Origin of the sequence: Streptomyces sp. CBMA152 (assembly GCF_014596475.1) — a bacterium.
Taxonomy (GTDB): Bacteria; Actinomycetota; Actinomycetes; order Streptomycetales; family Streptomycetaceae; genus Streptomyces.
This window is the reverse complement of sequence record NZ_MECJ01000011.1, coordinates 261,510-279,134: the sequence shown is the minus strand read 5'-3', so window position 1 is coordinate 279,134 and position 17,625 is coordinate 261,510. Positions and strand designations below refer to the sequence as shown.

Genomic DNA, 17,625 nt, shown 5'->3' with positions numbered 1-17,625 from the left:
AGAGCATGATGTGACATGTGCAATGTTACAGCCAGGGTGCTGGCTGGACGTTATCAAGCTGTGACTGGAGGGGTGTTGGGGCGTACGCCCGGCCTGGTGCCCCCTGGTCGGGTCGGGCCTGATGCTCGCCCGTGGGGGTTGATGTGCGCGGGGGTGTCTCTGAACTCGCCCTGCCCGGCGGTCACTTAGGGCTACGAGCAGCAGGCCTACCAGGGAGGATCCTCCCCGGGTGGGCACGATAGGTTGCCCGCATGCCTACTGCACTTGTTCTCGGTTACGACCCGCAAGCGATTCCCGGCATCGACGGAGAGGCTCTTCGCGCGGCTCTCGAGGCGGAGTTGACCCGGTTCGGCGCGCACGGCATCGACGCGGAGATGACGCTCATCGAGTTCAACGAAGCGGCCGAGCCCACCCTCATCGCGTCGCTGACCAAGCGGCCGTGGGACGTAGTGGTCGTCGGGGGCGGGATCCGCAAGGCAGAGCCGCTGCTTCCGCTCTTCGAGCAGATCGTGAACCTGATCCGCCGCCATGCGCCCCAGGCTGCCATCGCGTTCAACACGAGCGGCGGGGACAGCGTCGAAGCGGCACAGCGCTGGCTCTGAACTCGGCGCGTCCGGCCGAACAACTGGGGCCGCAACACCACCAGATCGGAGGGGCGTTCACCGGCGCTTCCGGTGGAGTTGGGCCTTCCGTAAGTAACACGCCGAGGGGTGGATCCAGAGGTTTCGAAGGAGTTCGAAGGAAGACGGCATCGGGATGTATCTGGGACGTCGTTCGCGCCTCTGTATTGGTTGGCAGGCACGTTCGGCGCGGCTCCAGTGGGGAGGCAGGGTGTGAGACCCGCGAGGCAGAGCTGACCCGGACGGTTGTGGCCCAGCGCGCCAAGTGCCGGTGTTGTTCGGCCAGTTGAGCCAGGCGTGAGTTCCCCCGGGGTGGTTCTCGTCCGGGGGCTGACCCGAATACGTATGAAGGGAGTGGGTGCGTGACGGACCCCAACATCTTGAGCCTGCTCGATCCAGCTGCCCTGCTCGATCCCCATCCGATATACCGGCGATGGCACGAACAGTCCAGCGTTCTCTGGGACTCCGACATCGAGGCCTGGCTGGTGACCGGCTACGAGGAGTCCTTCGCCGCTCTGCGGGACGCGGAGAACTTCTGTCAGGACTGGCGGCGCGTGGGTGTGGACACCCCTCCGTCCCTGCTCAGCCTTCAGACCCTTGACCCACCGGAGCACACCCGGATCCGTCATCTGATGCTTGAGGGCTTCAAGGTGGCGGACCCCGACCGTCTGGAGCGGACAGTCCGGCGCACCCTTGACGAGTTGCTGGCCGCGGTGGAGGAGCAAGGGCCCTTCGATTTCGTATCCAAGGTGGCCGAACCTCTGACCCTGCGGGCAGTCACCCACCTGCTGGGCGTTCCCGAGCCGGACAAGGACTGGTTCGTCCCCCTGTCGAACACCATCGTGGACGGGATGGACTCCAGCCTCAGACCCGAGTGCTACGAGCCCGGGGTCGCGGCACGAGCGGAACTCACCGGCCTGGTCGGCGAATGGCTCAAGTCACCGCTGCCGGACGGGTTCACCGCCCATGTCGTCCATCGGGCGCCGAGCGCGGGAGTCGACCACGAGGTACTTCTCAACTCACTGCGCGTCGTCCTGCAGGCCGGCTTCCAGACGGCCAGCCGCTTCCTGGTGACCGGGTTGCTCGCGTTGCTCCGTATACCGCCCGAGCAGCGGGTCCCGGTGGACAACGACAAGGCGGTCAACGAACTCGTCAGGTTTGCCGGCCCCGTGCATGTGGAGAGCCGTGCCTGCGTGCATGACACCGTCCTCGGGGACCAGAAGATCCGCAAGGGCGAGATCGTCTCGATGTTCCTCGGCGCGGCGAACAGGGACCCCAAGATGTTCGCCGATCCCGAATCCCTGCAGTGGGACCGGACGCCCAACCGTCACCTCGGGTTCGGCCGGGGACCGCACGCCTGCCTCGGCGCCCAGGTCGCCGTCCAGGTGGCCCGTATCGCCTTCGGTGCCATCGGCCACCGGTATCCGAACGCCCGGCTCGTCTCCGAGCCCGTGCCCCGCCCCAACGTGACCGAACACGGGATGCACAGCCTTGAGGTTTCGTTCTGAGGAGGGGTCTCCGTAATCACGGGAGGCCTCCTTCGGAACGAGTCAGATACCCACCGGACGGGAGAGGGGGAAAGGCCATGCGTCACGTTCACTGATTTCCCATCGCATGTGAGAGCACGGAACGGATCAACCACTCTCGATGCGGGAGGGGGAGACATCATGCGTCACGTTCACTGATTCCCCAGGCAGCACATAGCTAGGTGAGGTTCCTGTTGGACCCGGCCAGTACCCTGCCCGGGTCCAGCAGGATCAAGGTGTGAGAATTGGGGACGGCCTGTGCAGCAGTCCGCGGTCGATACGATCCCGGCTTCAGGGGTCAGGTCGGTACTCCGCGTTCCGGGAATGCGTGCCGTGTTCGCCGCGCACGCCGTGTCCATGGTCGGCACCTTGGCCGCTGAGGTCGCCCTGTCGATCCTGATCTTCGAGCGAACGGGCTCGGCCCTGTGGTCGGCGCTGGTTCTCGTCTGCTCGTTTCTTCCCTACGCCGTGGGCGGCACCGTCCTTTCGTCACTCGCCGACCGCTTCCGGCCGCGGCGTGTACTGGTCTGCTGTGACCTGCTCAGCGCCGTCTGCATCGCGGGAATGCTGATACCCCGACTGCCGATTCCCGCCCTCCTGGGACTCCTGCTCATCACCGGGTTCATAGCGCCGCTCTTTCAGGGAGCCAGGGCCGCGAGCCTGTCGCACCTGCTGGACGCACATCTCTTTCCGTTAGGCCGTTCGCTCTTGCGGACCATAAGTCAGACCGCGGTCGTCTTCGGATTCGCGGTGGGCAGCGTTCTGGTGGCCGCGATCGGACCGCTGTGGCTGCTGACCGTGGACGCGTGCAGTTTCGTGGTCTCGGCCGTGCTCATCGGGTTCTGGACACCGGCTGCTCCCGCCACCGCACCGGACGGCGAACGCACCCTGCGAGCCGTGGTGAAGGAATCGGGGGAGGGGCTGCGCCATATCTGGGCCAACAGGCCGCTACGGCGACTGGTCCTGCTGACCTGGGCCGTCCCTGGATTCTCGTCCGTGGGTGACGGTCTCGCCGTTGCTTACACCGCCGAAGCGGGTTCCGCCGCGACAGCGGCTGGCTGGCTCTTCACCGGCTATGCCGTCGGTACGGTGGTGGGCGAACTCGTGGTGGCGCAGCTGTCACCGGACACTCGGCGTCGCCTCATCACTCCCTTGGTCGTGGGCTCGCAAATCCCGCTGATCGGATTCTTCTTGGGACCGTCCGTTCCCATGGCGGCGGCTCTGCTGGCTCTCTCGGGGGCCGGCTTCGCCTGCAACCAGGGCATCGACCCGCTGATCCTCTCGGCGACGGCTCCCACCTACCGAGGGCGCTTGTTCACGGTGCAGAACAGTGGCCTCATGACGGTGCAAGGACTGGGCGTCGCGCTGTCCGGCACTCTGGGTACGCATCTTCATCCTGGCGTCGTCATTGGAGCAACTGGGATTACCGGAACGGCAGTTGTTCTCACTCTCGCTCGTCGCCAGTGACCATCAAGGCGACAGCGGGCCTTGGCTTCCTGGAAGTGCGAGACCGGCCACGAGTGCTTCACCGGGTGAGCCGTAGCGCAGTTGACCCCCGCTGCTGCGGGCAGGATGAAATCCCGCAGCAGCGAGTTCAACCGGGAATTCAACGGGACTTCCCTCAGCCGGTTTTGCCTCCCCCCAGCTCGCCGCGCATCTTGGCGAGAATGCGGCGACGGGTCGGACCGATCGACCCTCGCGCCATTCCCACGGATGCGGCTATGTAGTCGTAGCTGAGCGGCGGTTCGGCGAAGAGCAGCTCCAGGAGGGCCCGGTGCTCTTCCGGCAGATTCCTGATGGCCGTGCGCAGCCGCTCGCCGTCCGAACGGGCAATGGTCCACTCCTCGGGTGCGGGGACAGCCATGTCCGCGGGGAGAAGGAAGTCCGCGGGATCGGGGACGCTGACCATCCTGCGAGCCTGCCTGGCGCGGCTGATGGCCTCACGTTTGGCGACGGTGACCAGCCACGCCGCCACCCTGCCGGGCTGTTCCAACTTGTGTATGTGCTCGAAGAGTTTCTGCCATGTGAGTTGATACACGTCCTCGCCATCGGCTTGCTTGAGGCCCTGCGAGCGAATGACGGCCCATACGAGAGGGCTGTACGTACGAATCAGCTGTTCCCATGCCCTGGGATCCCCTTCTCGGCAACGACCGATCAGCTGATCCAAATCGACTGGCGCCCGATCCTTGGGAGTGCGGTCCTGAGGTGTAGGTATTGCCTGCGCCAGTCCCTCGTTCCGCATAGTGGAGTGCCCCATGAGTCCCTCCCGTCAACCCCCGAGTTCCTGCATGCTAGGCAGCGCCGTTCTCGGCCCTCAAGGGGACCAGGGTGCGTTTCTCCCTACTGGCCTTAATTCGACTTCGCCTCGCGCATCCGGCTATCGAATACTCGGAGCTCACGCGCAATTTCGAGTTCATTGCCGTCGGAGGGTGTCGCTTCGTACGCCTACAAAGTGGCTGAATAAGGCCAGTCGCAGATAGTAGGCCTCCGCTGACTCAACACCACCTGGTGGGTATTGCTTGAAGTTCTCTTTGCGGGGTTTTTCAGTCCCAGTAGCCGTCCGGGAAGTCGCCCGGCTCGGTCGGGCGTGCCCAACCCGTCATCGGGACGGAGCCCGGCGATGACGTGGTGACTGAGGAGGGTTCCGCAGCTTCGTCCGGTGCGGTGGTGGTCTCGCGGCCGCCGAAGATCACCAACTCGCCCGTTTCGGGGTGCTCTTGGATGCCGAACGCATTGCTGGCTTACTCGCCCAGAGTGGCTCTCTCTCGGCTGAATGCAGGTCCAGGAGGATGCCTTGCCGTACAGGAGCGTACCGCCGCCTTGGGCGCCGTTGACGTCGTGGCCGGGTTCTTTGGTTTGGGGTCGGAGACGTCGAGCAGCGGGCTGCCTGGCCCGACACGGCCGCGTCGAGGCCGTTGTGTTGGCTAGCGGATGACGGTTATGTCGGGCAGCGGGTAATTCCAACCGCCGGTCAGTTCGGTCAGAATCTGACGGGCCTGGGCGCGGGCTTCGTGCCAGCCTGTATCGGTTGCCAGGGCCTGCGGAGTCCATCGGTGTGCGTTCTGCTGCCCGCTCATATTTGTGAAACGGGCGTCGATCGCCTCCAGGCGTGCCATGACGTCCGCTTCGATGCGTCCAGCCGCGGCCAGCGTTGCAGCGGTCCGGAGGGCGTGCTCGAAGTCGAGGGCCAGGTCGTCCGTCTCGACTCGATGCGCCGCGAGCCATGCCTGCTGGTCGGCCGCATCGGCCGCAAGCGCGGTCAGTGCGGCGATCAGCAGTCGCCAGCGGGAAGAACCGAGGAGGTCAGAGGTGTCATCCGGGGTGGTCACGGCGAGATCGTTGCACGAAGGGAGCGGACCGCAAAAGGCAAAGGCAAGGAGCACTACCCACTCCTTGACGCTCGACGTATAGCGCACGGGGGGGGGTGCCGCAAGGGCCCGGCTGGTGGCGCACAATCGCCAGCCGGCGCCAGAGCTGGACAGCGCGCATGCGTACGTCCTCGGTATCCCGCAGCCCACCACCGACCGCCTGTTGGCCGAGCACGCCACCGGACTCGGCGCCGAGATCCGTCGCGGCTGCGACGTGGTCGGGCTGAGCCAGGACGACGACGGGGTGACCGTCGAGCTGGGCGACGGCACCAGCGAGGAACTGGACGTACCGGCGGTGTTGCTGTGACCGGACAGCCACGTGGCGTGGGTCGGTGAGGGTCAGTGGGATCTGATCGACCACCTGCCGACGTGGTTCGGGGCCGCCACCAGCTGAGTTGGGCAACTCATACGGGCAGAGTGCTGGCCGGGCTGTGCGCGGGCGGCGTGGTGGGCCGCCGGCGCACCACATCAACTGCCGTCGCCCGCCCAGCAGTTCCGCCGGACCGTCCGCTACGGATGCACCTCCACGGAAACGTGCGGAGCCAGCGTGCGCAGAAAATCGGCGGCGTCGAAGATCTCGCCTGCGGAGGCGACGCCGATCGTGTGGGTCCGGCCTGCCAGGATGCGGGCGACCGCTTCCACCGCGAGCGGTGCGGAGACCGCGTAGATGTCCTGGCCGCTCGCCACGGCGCGGCGTTCGGCGCCGCCGGAGCGTACGACGACGTCGACCAGGAAGGTTTGGGAGGAACGGCCCTGCTCGTCGACCGCGCTCGGGGCCGGGGTGTCCGGGTCCCACAGGTCCCTGGCCGCCTCCGTCGTCATGTAGTTGTACACGTCGGGGATGGACAGATGGCTGGGGATGGTGACGGCGTCGGCCATCGTGAACTCGCCGATGACGGACCGGGTGCCCATCGGGTCCGGGAAAGCCCACTTCAGGGTGGGCCGGGCGTCGTTGTGGTACTCCAGCTTCCCGTTCGTGTAGCGGACGTATCGGCCCTTGCGTCGCTTGCCGGAGACTGTGCCCGCGGCGCGCGTGCCCTCCGTGGGGTGCCAGCTGCTCAGGCCGTACGCGATGTGGGCCTCGTCGGCCGCGGTCCAGTCGCCCATCGCGGCGGTGGCCAACAGGTCGCCGAGGCCGCCGTAGAAGGCCATGGCGGGGACGATGACCGTTCCGGCGGCGCGGGCGCGGTCCGAGAAGTGCGCGAACGTATCGACGTTGACCTCGATCTCGGCCGCCACATCCACGTACGGGATCCCGTGGCGCAGGGCCGCCTCGATCACGGGGGCGGCCGTGTTGACGAAGGGCCCGGCACAGTTGATCACGGCCGCCGCACCGGCCAGTGCGCGGTCGAGCGCGGCCGGATCGTCGACCGAGGCCGGCCGGGCTTCGAGTCCGGGGTGGGACGCTGCAATCGCCTGCAACTTCTCGGCGTCGCGGCCGACGAGCACCGGGACGAACCCGCGATCCAGCAACTGTGCCACCACGAATCGACCGGTGTGCCCGTACGCGCCGTACACCGCCACCATCTGCGCCGATGCCATGTCTTCTCTCCCCGTGCTCAAGATCCGAAGCGATCTGTTTGATCGACTACGACCATCCTGGCTCGGCCTGTGCCCGGCTACCAGTGTCCGGAACGACATGGTGCGTACAATTACGGACATGGATACTGTCGCGCTGGCCGTCACCGACGGGATGCTGCACTTCGAGCTGTCCCTGGCGTACGAGGTCTTCGGTACCGCCCCGGACGCCGTGTCCGTTCCCTGGTACGACGTCGAAGTCTGCGGGCCGGACGCCGTGCAGGTCGGGCGGTTCCGGCTTGAGCCCGACCATGGGCTCGACCGGCTGCGGCACGCCGACACCGTGATCGTCCCCGGGTGGGTCGACGTCGACGTGGACCCACCCGCCGACCTGGTCGACGCGGTACGCGCGGCCCACGAGGCAGGCGCGCGCGTGGCCTCGCTGTGCACGGGCGCGTTCGTCCTGGCCGCAGCCGGCCTCCTGGACGGGCGGCGCGCGACCACGCACTGGGCGCACACCGAGGAGCTCGCCGCCCGCTTCCCCGAGGTGGACGTCGACCCGGACGTGCTCTACGTCGACAACGGCAGCGTCCTCACCTCCGCCGGCAAAGCCGCCGCCATGGACCTGTGCCTGCACCTCGTCCGTCTCGACCACGGCTCGTCGGTCGCCAACATCGTCGCCCGCCGTCTGGTCGTGCCGCCGCACCGGGACGGTGGCCAGGCCCAGTTCGTCACCACGCCCGTGCCCGCCCCGGACAACCACCCGCTCGCCGGACTGTTCCCCTGGGTGATGGAACGGCTCGACCAGCCACTGACCGTGGAGGACCTGGCCCGCCAGGCACGTATGAGCTCACGCCACCTGGGCCGCCACTTCCGCGCGACCACCGGCACCACCCCACTGCAATGGCTGCTCACCCAACGCATCCGCCGCGCCCAGGAGTTGCTGGAGACCGGCGACGACAGTGTCGACGCCATCGCGACAGCCACCGGCATGGGCACCGCGACCACGCTGCGCCGCCACTTCAACCGAACGGTCGGCGTGCCCCCGGACACCTACCGCCGCACCTTCCGCTCGCGGCCCCGCAACCTCTCGTAGCGTCAAGCCAGCAGCAGGGCCCGGTCCCAGGTGGGGTGGGTGTCCGTCGCCGCCGCGAGCAGGGCCAGCGTGACGCCTGCGGCCCCGTCGAGGAATCCGGGCTCGGTCGGGCGGAAGTGCGTATTCGCTAACTCAGTGGCCAACAAGGCGAGGTCAGGGTCGCCGGTGTCGTGGGCGAAACGTGTGGTGATGTGGAGCAGGCCCGCCATACCGTGGCAGAGACCGGGGTCCTCGTCGACGCGGCGCACCTCGGGCGGTCGTCGGCAGACCGCTTTGATCGCCCGTACCGCGAGCTCGCGCAGCGCCACGTCGTCGAGTGCCGTGCCCGCCAACCACAGGGCACGGGCAGTCCCCGGGCTTCCCCGACACCAGGAGGCGCGTACGGGGTGGTTGTTCGTACCGGGCCAAGTGGGGCCCCAGGGGTCGGTGGTGCACCGAGAGGTCAGTGCCCCGGCCATTTGGCGTACGGCCTCGCGCTGGCCGGGTACGGCGATGCCTTGACCCAGAGCGAGTGACAGCAGGGCAAGCGGTCCGGCCAGCCCGTGTGCGACGCCGGAGTCGGGCGGGTCCCAGCCCCCTGAGAGCGCGGTGAGCACCTGCCGAAGTGCCGTGTTCGCCACGGGCTCGTGGTGCTCGCCCAGCAGGTACGCACCAGCTCCGGCCAGCCCGGAGACGACATCGACGGTACCCTCAGGGGGATCGTCGCCGAGTGCCCGGGCTCGCTCCAGCGCTTCGTCGAGGACGCGTTCGCGGACGGTCGGCAGGTCGTACGAAAGTACCTGCGCGGCGAAGGCCAGCCCGGTGGCGCCGCCGAAGAGGCCGAGCGAGGCGCCGAACCGCCGGTACCCCTCGGCCGCGGCGGCGAGGTAGCCCTCGGCCAGTGTGTTCCAACCCCGGCCGGGCAGGCAGCGGTCCAACTGGTGGTAGGCAAGCGCCAGTCCTGCGCCGCCTGCGGCGAGATGGGGCCGGACGCATTGCGGCACACGGTGGGTCCGCGCGGTGGCAAGCACGCGGTCGAGGACGGCGGCGGACTCGGGCGGGGGCAGCACGGGGGTCCACTTCCCGCCGGTCATACGCCGCCTCCTGCCACCGGGGTTCCGTGCGGCCGCACCAGGCGGCCCGGCCACACGGAACGGTTCGCTACGGGTGCCCACATCACGGCGCGCAGCGCGGCGGATCGGTGCAGTTACCGCTCGTATGGTCGGTGTCACAGCACATCGCGGGCTCCAGCGCCTCCTCGTCCGTCTCGGGCAACTCCTGGAGCTCCAGCACCGTTTCCTCCATGGTCCTCACCTCCTTCCGGGTAGGGGCGGGTGTAGCCGGACAGTCAGGGGTCCACGGTCCAGGCGCGGCCGCCGCCGTGTTTCAGGCGCAGCAGCAGATCCAGGACTCCGGCCAGGCCGACCTGATAGCTGACGCAGAAGTCACGCAGGGTGTCATCGGGGACGATCAGCCGGCCGTCCCGCAGCGCGGCCCGCGCGTGGAGGCAGAAGGCGGCCTCGGCGGCCCGGACGCGATAGGTGTCGTCACCGGTCAACTCGGCCATGTCGAGCAGGAGTTGGGCGTTGCCCGCCACGCCGTGACAAGTGCCGGTGCCTTGGCGCCAGCGGTCCCGGTGGACGGTCCGCGCGGCCAGTTCCGCGTACTCGCGAAAACGCGGCTCGCCGGTCATCTGCCACAGCCGGACGAGCGTGGTGCCGATGCCGGAGGCGCCGTGGCACCAGAAGTCGAGACCTGGGCGTTCCGCGCGGTCGGGCCCCTTGGGCCAGACGGCGATGTCGTCGCGGAGTTCGGCGACGGCACACAGCGCATGGCCGCCGCCGATCGCGATGTCGACGAGCTCCGGGCGGTCGAGGTCGCGCCCGGCGGCGAGCAGGAAGGAGGCGTTTCCGGCGACGCCGTGTCCGAAGCCGTATGAGCCGGACCCGGCGAGTTCGCGGCGGTGCGGTGGGTCGAGCGGCCAGTCGACTCCGCCGTCGTTCTGCGTCAGCAGGCCCAGTACACCGTCCGCGCATACGGAGGCCCGCTCGGCGAAACGCTCGTCGCCGGTGGTGTGCCACAGGTGCAACTGGGCGAGCCCCGCGCCGGACAGACCGTGGCAGATGTCGGGGTTGGTCGTGTCGAGGGGTATGTCGAGGGCGTACTGCCGTGCTCGGCTGGCGAGTTGAGAGTCTGCAAGGGTGTTGGCCGCGTCGTGCAGGGCCCATGCGGTGCCGGAGCGGCCGAAGTAGAGCCCGGGCAGGACGCGGCCGGGTCGCGAGAGTTGTTCGTCGAGCCAGTGGGCGGCGGTCCGCAGCGTCGGTTCGAGGGCGGGGGCCTCGCCCGTACGTATGGCTCTGTCGAGCACGGCCACCACGCCCGCCGCTCCCTGCTGGAGGTTGCAGGGATCGCCTTCGGGTAACGACTGGGGTCTGGGCCACAGATGTACGGCGGTGGGGTCGGCCGTCGCCGCGATGTACGCCAGTCCGTCGTGCAGCAACCGGTCGAGCTCGGCGTCGGCCAGGGCGGGGCCCGGTGACACCGTCGGCGTGGCGGGCTCCGCCCGGAGGAACGCCGCCGCCTTCTCCAACGGCCACCGGTCCGGAGCGTCCGCCGTGAGGCCGAGCACGAGCGGGGCGAGGGCGTTGAGGGCCGGGCAGTCCGGGGCGGCGGCCTCCACGATCGCCGACAGCCGCTCGCCGGGTGGACGCGCGGGCGAGGTGTCGGGGGCGAGCACAGGGTTGATCCCGGAGGTCGCATGCAGCAGGGTCGCGCCGAGGCTGAAGCAGTCGACTTCGGGGCCGGGCACGGGCCCGTATTCCGTACGGGAGAGGTATTCGGGGGCGGTGAAGCCCTGGGTGCCGATGACGTGGGCCGAGCTGTCGGCGCGTACCGCGCATTCCAGATCTACGAGTACGGGCTCGCCGCCGGGGCGTACGACGACGTTGGTCGGTTTGAGGTCGCGCAGGACTAACCCGGCCGCGTGCACCTCGCCGACCAGGCGTGCGAGGTCCCGCGCGAGCCGCCATGCCACCGGGACCGGAAGCCGACCGCCCGCGCGCAGCGCACCATCCGCCGACCACTGGCGCAGGTTGTCCCCGTCGATCAGATCCTCGGCGAGGAAGACGTGTCCACCGGCCTCGAAGACCTCGTGCGGAGCGGGGGTGACACCGAGCGGCGCCAACTGCGCCAGTACGTCGGCCTCGTGGCGCAGCCAGTCCCGGGCGTCCGTTCCGTCGGGCAGTGCACCGACGTACGGGCGGGCCTCTTTGAGGAGTACGTCCCGGCCGGTGCGGCGGTCGTGCGCGCGGTAGACCCCGCCACGGTTGGAATGGCGGATCGCCTCCCGGACCAGATAGCGCTCCACGAGGAGTACGGCGCCTCCGGTGTGGGCTCGGGTGGGCGCGTCGAACGGCGGCCGGGCCCATGCGGGCGGCGAGAACCACGGGTTTCGCTCGTCCGCGACGAGCGTCCCGTCCGGTGCCTGGAGCCGCCCCCGGTAGAAACCCTCGTCGTCGAGCTCGCGCGGCGCCGAGAAACAACCGTAACGACAGTGGACGAGGCTGCCCGGGCGGTACCGCCGGTCCGACAGGATCGCGGGACCCGCGAGTCCGGACGTGGCGCGGTCCAACTCAGCGGCCAGAAGGCGTAGTTGATCGTCATCGGCGGGATAGGCGGTGATGAACTTGCCGGAGTGCGCCCGCGCCGCCCGTACGTTGGTGAGATCGGCGGTGACGCGCGGCGACACCGCGAACTTGAACGCGCAGCCGTGCGCGACCAGGACGCCCGCCGCCCGCTCCAGCACCTCGTGGGCGGAGCCGACGGTCGCCGAGACATGGAGCTTCCACCCCTGCCTCCGGGACCGATGGCCGGGCGGCGTGACCATGCACCACGTTTCGCCGTCCCGCATCGTCCACGAGGAGCGCTCGGCTCCGAGAATCCGTGCCGCGATCGACTGGTAGCTCACCTCGGGGCTCGCCGTCACGCCGTCATGGTGGCACGGCCCGCAGCAAGGGGGAAGGTCGCGTCGGTCAGACCGTGACGGTGGCTTCCCGGTGCGTATCGGCCACGAAGGCGAGAACGGCGGGTACCGCTTCGCGCAGGCTCACGAAGTGGCGGTGTACGCCGTCGACGGCGACCGGGGTGTTGACTCCCCACACCGTCATACCGGCCCGCAGCCCCGACGCGACTCCGGACGGAGCGTCCTCGATGACCAGGCAGTCCTCCGACCGGTCACGCCGTGATCATGCCATCACCGGGAGGTCGGTGAGGACGTGGGTGGGGAGCTGGGCCGGGACGACGGTTGGGACGTGGGCGGGGTCGTCTGGCGGGGCTCGATGACCGGGATGTTGTACACGTGCCCAGGGGTCACGATACGGGTGATCGCCTGGCCGAAGAGGGTGCTGGGCTCCGACTTGTTGTGCAGCACGTCGGTGTTGAGGACCACCGCGAGTGTGGCCTTTGACTCGGGCAGGTAGATGGTCAGGGACTCGTACCCCGGCAGTGAGCCGTTGTGGCCGATCCAGCCCTGGATGTTGAAGATGCCCAGACCGTAGCTCGCGCCCGGAATCGGCGTGGGGATGGTCTTGAGGCGCTCGGCCTGCGTCTTGGCGGACAGCAGTTTGCCGGTGGCGAGCGTGGGGGCCCAACTGTGCAGGTCCGACAGGGAGGAGACCATCGCTCCGGCCGCCCAGGCCCATGAGGGATTCCAGTCCGTGGTGTCCGCGATCTTCCCGGACAGGGTCTGGTTGGTGTAGCCGTGGGCGTGCGGGCTGGGGAAGTCGGCGCCGGTCGGCAGGGACGTGTCGGACAGCCCGGCCGGCTTCACGACCTTCTGCGCGATGAACTCGTTCAGCGGCATACCGCCGGCCTTCTCCACGACCAGGCCGAGCAGGATGAGGTTGGTGTTGGAGTACTCGAAGTCCTGACCGGGCTGGAACTGCACCGGGTGTTTGAAGGCGTAGTCCAGCAACTGCTGTGGCGTGAAGGTTTGCTTCGGGTCGGAGAGCAGCGCCTTGACGAAGCCGTCGTCCGCGGAGTAGTTGAACAACCCGCTGCGCATGTCCGCCAGATCCCGCAGCTTGATCTTGTCCCCGTTGGGGACTCCCGGGATGTACTTCGAGATCGGATCGTCCAGACCCACCTTGCCCTGGTCGACCAGTTCGAGCAGGGCGGTCACGGTGAAGGTCTTGGTCTCGCTGCCGATCCGCATATACAGATTCGGTGCCATGGGGGCGTTGCTCGTCTTGTCGGCGACGCCGAAAGCCTTGACGTAGCTCCCCTTGCCGGGTGCCGACAGACTCACCATCACGCCGGGAACATCGGCCTCGCGTATGACCTGCCGGACGGCGGTGTCCAGACGTGCGGCGACGGCCGGGCTGAGCTCGGGGAAGCCGGTGCTGCTGGACGTCGACGCGGTGGGGGACGGTACGGGCGGCGTTGTGGCGCCGTACGCGCTTCCCGCGGACATCGGTACGGCCAGCATCGCGGCGGCCGCCACCCCCACGCACGTCTTGCGCCACTGACTCTGTGAACACCTCACGGGCAGGCCTCCTGCCGGACGAGAACGTCCGGACGACGACATCCGGACGAGGACATCACTCCCGTCCCACGCTAGGCCTGCCGTGTCGCCCGCGCATCGCGGCGCCCGGGTTGCGGGTCGCGCGAGACCGTGCAGGCGCGCTGGTCAGCGGGGTGGAGCGCCGTTCCCGGTGCCCGGCTGGCCGTCCACTCCGGGGGACTGGCGCCACGTGGCCATCTCCTTCCGGAAGGTGGGACACACGAGGATGTCCTCCTTGCCGCACTGGACGGCATGGGCCAGGAGCTGGTGGGCGTGGTCGAGGTCGACCATCCGTTGCTCGATCTCGGCGAGTTTGGCCCGGATCAACGCCTGTCTGCGTGGTTGGTCCTGCTGGAACTCTCTGATCTCGGCCAGGGTGAGTCCGGCTTGCTGACACTTGCGCAGCAGCACGATCCGCTCGGCGGCCTCGGGCGGATACCGCCGCTGGCCGCCCTGACGTTCGGGCGCGGGCAGCAGTCCGTGGCGTTCCCAGAAACGGATGGCCGACGCGGGTACCTGGGTCATCTCGGCGAGCCGACCGATCGTCAAACGCATGCTCCGCCCGTCCTTCCGCCCGACGCTTGACTTGAACCTTAGTTCAAGTTGAAGAGTGGTCTGCATGCGGACGGTGGCGCGCACGAGCGGCCGCCGGCAGACGACTTCGGAGATGAAGAAATGAACGAGATGACTGACACACATGACGTGACGGACCGGGCTCGCCAGCTTGTCGAGGCCGCGAGGCAGCTCTTCGTGGCCGGGGTGATGTCGCACTCCGGGCACGCCAACCTGAGCGTCAGGCTCGATGCCGAGCGCTTCCTGCTGACCCCGGGGTTCGTGCGGGACCTGCGGCCCGAACAGCTGGCGACCGTCAGCCTCGACGGGCGGGTCCTCGCGGGAGAGCTGCAGTCCGTCAGCACAGAGATCATCAGCATGCACAGCACCATCTACCGCGCTCGCCCGCAGGTGGGCGCGGTGATCCACACGCACTCGCCCGCCGCGACGGCGTTCGCCGTGGCCCATCGGCCGCTGCCGTGCCGCACCGAGCCGATGCTGCGCTTCGGGCAGGCCGAGGACGTACCGGTGGTGGCATGGGGGCCTCGTGGGTCCGACGTCTCGGTGCGGGGTATGGCCGAGGTCCTGGAGCGACGTCCCACGACGGCCGCGGTGCTGCTCGCCAACCACGGCCTGCTGGTGTTCGGCCCCGACTCGGCGGCCACCGCCCACCTCGTGGTGGCGATCGAGGAAAGCGCGGAGGCGGAGATCGCCGCGACGGCGCTCGGCGGGGCCGTGGACTTTCCCGTAGGCGCCCTCGAAGACGTACGAGCGGCGATTGCGCGGGTCTCGGCATGACGGACGACGCTCTCACTCAACCTGCTGAGACCGTACGTATCGAGGCCGTACGGGACCGCTACCGCGCGACCTTCGGGGCCGTGCCCAGCGGGGTGGAGGCGCGTCTGCGCGTGGCCCAGAGCCTCGGCCGACTGGACACGGAAGAGGCGTTCGCTGAGCTGCGGCACATCGTGCTGGCCGACAGTCCGCTGGGCGGACGCGTGCAGCAACTGGTCCACTTCGGGCAGCTGTTGGCGCTCGGCCGTACGGATCCGGCCCGCCTGCACGCCCGCGGAGCACTCCACGCGGGCGCCGACCTCGCCGATCTCGTCGGGGTCGCCGAGACCGCACTCATCACCGCGGGCACGCCCGCCTACGCGCTCGGCATCGAGATCGTGGCCGAACTTCTGGAGGCCGAACACCTGGAGGTCGGAGACCGCAAGGCTGTCTGAGGAAGCGTTCGGGGTGCGACCGGGTCGTGATGCGCTCAGTCCAGCGGTCCTCCCACGGTGAAGTACGCCCAGGACTCTCCTGGCTGGGGTTCGCGCAACCAGGAGACCGTCTCGAAGCCGTCCAGCCGCCCGTGCAGCAACGCTTCCTGGGAGAGCGTCAGATCGAATTCGGCGGCGATCAGGGCAAGGGCCCGGCGTATGTCGGGGGCGGCTGTGTCGTTGTCCGGCCCACCGGAGTTCGTACGGTCGAAAAGGAGACGGTCGGGGGCAAGGGCGGCGGGGGCCTCGCCGGTGGACGTCACCTCGCTGTCGTGGACGATGAGGGAATGGAGGAGGTGGCCGTCCTGGGCGAGCGAGAAGTGGAAGGTGTGGGGTCGGTCGTCTGCGGTGCCGTGGAAGAACGGATCGGGGTAGAGGACGAGAGTCAGCGCCCGAGTGCCGTGGGAGGCGTCCAGGGAGGGGGAACGGAACCGGGACTGCCGTGCGTCCGTGCCGTCCGCAGCATGGGCGAAGCTCCAGTTGGGCCCCGCGTTGCCGACGCGTACGGTCACCCTCTGCTCCCAGGTCTCGGCGTCCGGCGAACCGTGCCGGGTGCTCGCATCCCATGTGCGGAGCGCTGGCAGGAGGGGCCCGCCCGCGCCCATGCGCTGGTGCAGGTCGGCGGGTTCCACCCCTTCCACCAGCACCAGCCGGAAACCGGGCCGCATGTTGCCGTCGGTCTCGGCGAGCCAGGCCAGACCGTCGGCGTCGATGCCGTCGTCCGTTGGCGGAGCGGGCGATCCGGCGGTATCGGTTGATGGGGTCGCCGCGGCGCCGCGCGGTGTGGCCAGGAGCGCGCGCCCCCGCTCGGGTGTGACGACCGGCCCGAGGACGGAGTCGGCCAGCAGGCCCACGGGGGCGATGTGGTCGTCGGTCGCGGGCTGCCACGAGGGAACGGCCGCGGCCAGAACGCGCCACGCGGCTTCGGGTCGGGCCCGGCGGGCGAGGTCGCGGGCCACGCGTACCGCGTCACCGAACGGTCCGGACGCCTCGTACTCGTACGTCCCCTGACGTATCCGTTCCAGCACGCGCGCGACCGTCTCGCGGTCTTCCTCGGGGTAGCGCCCGAGGAACCACGCGTCGTCGCTGCGTCCGGAGCGGGCCTCCTCCGCGCAGTTCAGGGGCATCGACTCACCGGCGACGTACGGGTCGTCCAGCGAGGCGCCCGCCTCGACGTCGACGCCCTGGCCGGACAGCGGACGGATCTGCGCCAACAGCTGTGCGGCCCGCGGCCGTCCGCACGCGACCGCCTCGGTCAGCGCCTCGGCCGCCTCCTCGTACGCACCGCTCAACACCTGCTCACGTGCCCGCTCCACTCCCGCGTCCAAGGAGCGCGTCGTGTCGTTGTCGAAGCCGGGATCGTCGGCGGACATGCTCAGGAACTCCTGGTACATGTCCTCCATGAAGTGCCGGAACGACGGGTACCGCTCCGGGGGCGCCCCACGCCAACTGGCATACGTGTAGACGGCCCACTCGCCCCGCTCGTCCACGTCCTCCGGATCCAGCAGTACGTCCACCATGTCGGAATCCAGGGCCAGTTGGAGCGAACGCGCCCACACTCCGGCCTCCCGGATCTCCTCTTCGTCCGCGTCCTCGCCGAGCTGCTCCAGCCAGTCCGTGCTCATGCCGTGCGGGTCACCGCACCAGTCGATGCGCTCGGCCCCGGCCAGCAGGTAGACGAAGTGCCCGGCGTGCCGCCAGCCGTCGGTGACCTGGAGGAACGAGCGCAGTGACGGGGGCAGTGGGCGACCTATCCGTTGCTCCAGCGCGACGATGCGCTCTTCCGCGGCCGGCCCGAACCCCAGCCAGCGCGCCACCCAGGCGTCCCGGTCATCGTCCCGCCCACCCTGCCCCGCGTCGTACGCATCGGCCCACTCCTGGCTCCAGCGGGTCAGGAAGGGCTGCCACTCGAATCTCAACATGCTTCCGATGGTGACACCCGCCACTGACAATCCCCGGCCCGTCGGTCTCAGGGCGAACGGCCCTATGCCGCCGTGCTTGCGCTCGCAGGGCGGATGGAACTCGGGGCGGGAGAGGTGCGCGAGTTCGGGGCTCTGCCGGGAGCTTCCGCTCGTCTGCGCAGCCGGCTCGACCGGTGCCTCGGGGACCGCGCGTAACCCATTGACGACACGGGGAGC

General features: G+C 69.0%; 15 protein-coding genes and 2 pseudogenes. 7 read left to right on the top strand and 10 right to left on the bottom strand.

Translation table 11 applies throughout. The features are described from left to right. Nucleotides 1–251: 251 nt before the first annotated feature. The 3 genes from BG418_RS11010 (at nt 252) to BG418_RS11000 (ending at nt 3,613) form a co-directional block, all read left to right on the top strand. Complete coding sequence (locus tag BG418_RS11010) at nt 252–602, top strand: hypothetical protein (protein ID WP_188273568.1); 351 nt, start codon at nt 252–254, stop codon at nt 600–602. Between the two features lie 380 nt (nt 603–982). Then, nucleotides 983–2,128: a cytochrome P450 gene (locus BG418_RS40825; protein WP_188273567.1), complete on the top strand. Its 1,146-nt coding sequence runs from the start codon at nt 983–985 to the stop codon at nt 2,126–2,128. A gap of 276 nt (nt 2,129–2,404) precedes the next feature. Beyond that, the gene (locus BG418_RS11000) at nt 2,405–3,613 is read left to right on the top strand and encodes an MFS transporter (RefSeq protein ID WP_317453606.1); all 1,209 of its coding nucleotides are present in this window, start codon (nt 2,405–2,407) and stop codon (nt 3,611–3,613) included. Between the two features lie 154 nt (nt 3,614–3,767). On the opposite strand, the gene BG418_RS10995 is transcribed toward BG418_RS11000, so the two are convergent. Together BG418_RS10995 and BG418_RS10990 are read right to left on the bottom strand one after the other, a co-directional pair. After that, a complete protein-coding gene (locus tag BG418_RS10995; protein WP_188273565.1) occupies nt 3,768–4,313 on the bottom strand; it encodes an RNA polymerase sigma factor in 546 nt (181 codons plus the stop codon). Between the two features lie 757 nt (nt 4,314–5,070). Further along, nucleotides 5,071–5,475, bottom strand: a complete 405-nt coding sequence (locus tag BG418_RS10990; protein WP_317453605.1) for a hypothetical protein — start codon at nt 5,473–5,475, stop codon at nt 5,071–5,073. A 130-nt stretch (nt 5,476–5,605) separates the two neighbouring features. On the opposite strand from BG418_RS10990, the pseudogene BG418_RS10985 reads away from it, so the two are divergent. After that, nucleotides 5,606–5,785, top strand: a pseudogene (locus tag BG418_RS10985) (FAD-dependent monooxygenase); the annotation flags it as partial. Between the two features lie 239 nt (nt 5,786–6,024). Here the strand turns inward: BG418_RS10985 and BG418_RS10980 are convergent. Then, on the bottom strand, nt 6,025–7,056 hold the full coding sequence (locus BG418_RS10980; RefSeq protein ID WP_188273564.1) for a trans-acting enoyl reductase family protein: 1,032 nt from the start codon (nt 7,054–7,056) through the stop codon (nt 6,025–6,027). A gap of 118 nt (nt 7,057–7,174) precedes the next feature. On the opposite strand from BG418_RS10980, the gene BG418_RS10975 reads away from it, so the two are divergent. Continuing rightward, nucleotides 7,175–8,128: a helix-turn-helix domain-containing protein gene (locus BG418_RS10975; protein WP_188273563.1), complete on the top strand. Its 954-nt coding sequence runs from the start codon at nt 7,175–7,177 to the stop codon at nt 8,126–8,128. A 2-nt stretch (nt 8,129–8,130) separates the two neighbouring features. Here BG418_RS10975 and BG418_RS10970 read toward each other — a convergent pair whose 3' ends face one another. From BG418_RS10970 to BG418_RS10950, 6 genes and pseudogenes are all read right to left on the bottom strand, one after another. Continuing rightward, nucleotides 8,131–9,201, bottom strand: coding sequence for a lanthionine synthetase C family protein (locus BG418_RS10970; protein WP_188273562.1), 1,071 nt, complete (start codon nt 9,199–9,201; stop codon nt 8,131–8,133). A gap of 82 nt (nt 9,202–9,283) precedes the next feature. Further along, complete coding sequence (locus BG418_RS40495) at nt 9,284–9,412, bottom strand: hypothetical protein (protein ID WP_262928569.1); 129 nt, start codon at nt 9,410–9,412, stop codon at nt 9,284–9,286. 43 nt (nt 9,413–9,455) lie between these two features. After that, nucleotides 9,456–12,092 (bottom strand): class IV lanthionine synthetase LanL, encoded by a 2,637-nt coding sequence (gene lanL, locus BG418_RS10965; RefSeq protein WP_188273561.1) that lies wholly within the window; start codon nt 12,090–12,092, stop codon nt 9,456–9,458. Nucleotides 12,093–12,138: 46 nt separating this feature from the next. After that, nucleotides 12,139–12,339, bottom strand: a pseudogene (locus BG418_RS10960) (hypothetical protein); the annotation flags it as partial. 20 nt (nt 12,340–12,359) lie between these two features. Next, a complete protein-coding gene (locus BG418_RS10955) occupies nt 12,360–13,592 on the bottom strand; it encodes a serine hydrolase (RefSeq protein WP_223184690.1) in 1,233 nt (410 codons plus the stop codon). 201 nt (nt 13,593–13,793) lie between these two features. Then, nucleotides 13,794–14,222, bottom strand: a complete 429-nt coding sequence (locus tag BG418_RS10950; protein ID WP_188273559.1) for a MerR family transcriptional regulator — start codon at nt 14,220–14,222, stop codon at nt 13,794–13,796. A gap of 129 nt (nt 14,223–14,351) precedes the next feature. Between BG418_RS10950 and BG418_RS10945 the strand changes: the two genes are divergently transcribed. Together BG418_RS10945 and BG418_RS10940 are read left to right on the top strand one after the other, a co-directional pair. Beyond that, a complete protein-coding gene (locus BG418_RS10945; RefSeq protein ID WP_188273558.1) occupies nt 14,352–15,017 on the top strand; it encodes a class II aldolase/adducin family protein in 666 nt (221 codons plus the stop codon). Continuing rightward, entirely contained in the window at nt 15,014–15,448 is a 435-nt protein-coding gene (locus tag BG418_RS10940) for a carboxymuconolactone decarboxylase family protein (protein ID WP_188273557.1), read from the top strand. The genes BG418_RS10945 and BG418_RS10940 overlap by 4 nt, the downstream gene beginning before the upstream one ends. Nucleotides 15,449–15,483: 35 nt before the next feature. Here the strand turns inward: BG418_RS10940 and BG418_RS10935 are convergent, their stop codons facing one another. Beyond that, complete coding sequence (locus tag BG418_RS10935) at nt 15,484–17,409, bottom strand: SMI1/KNR4 family protein (protein WP_188273556.1); 1,926 nt, start codon at nt 17,407–17,409, stop codon at nt 15,484–15,486. Nucleotides 17,410–17,625: the final 216 nt, after the last annotated feature.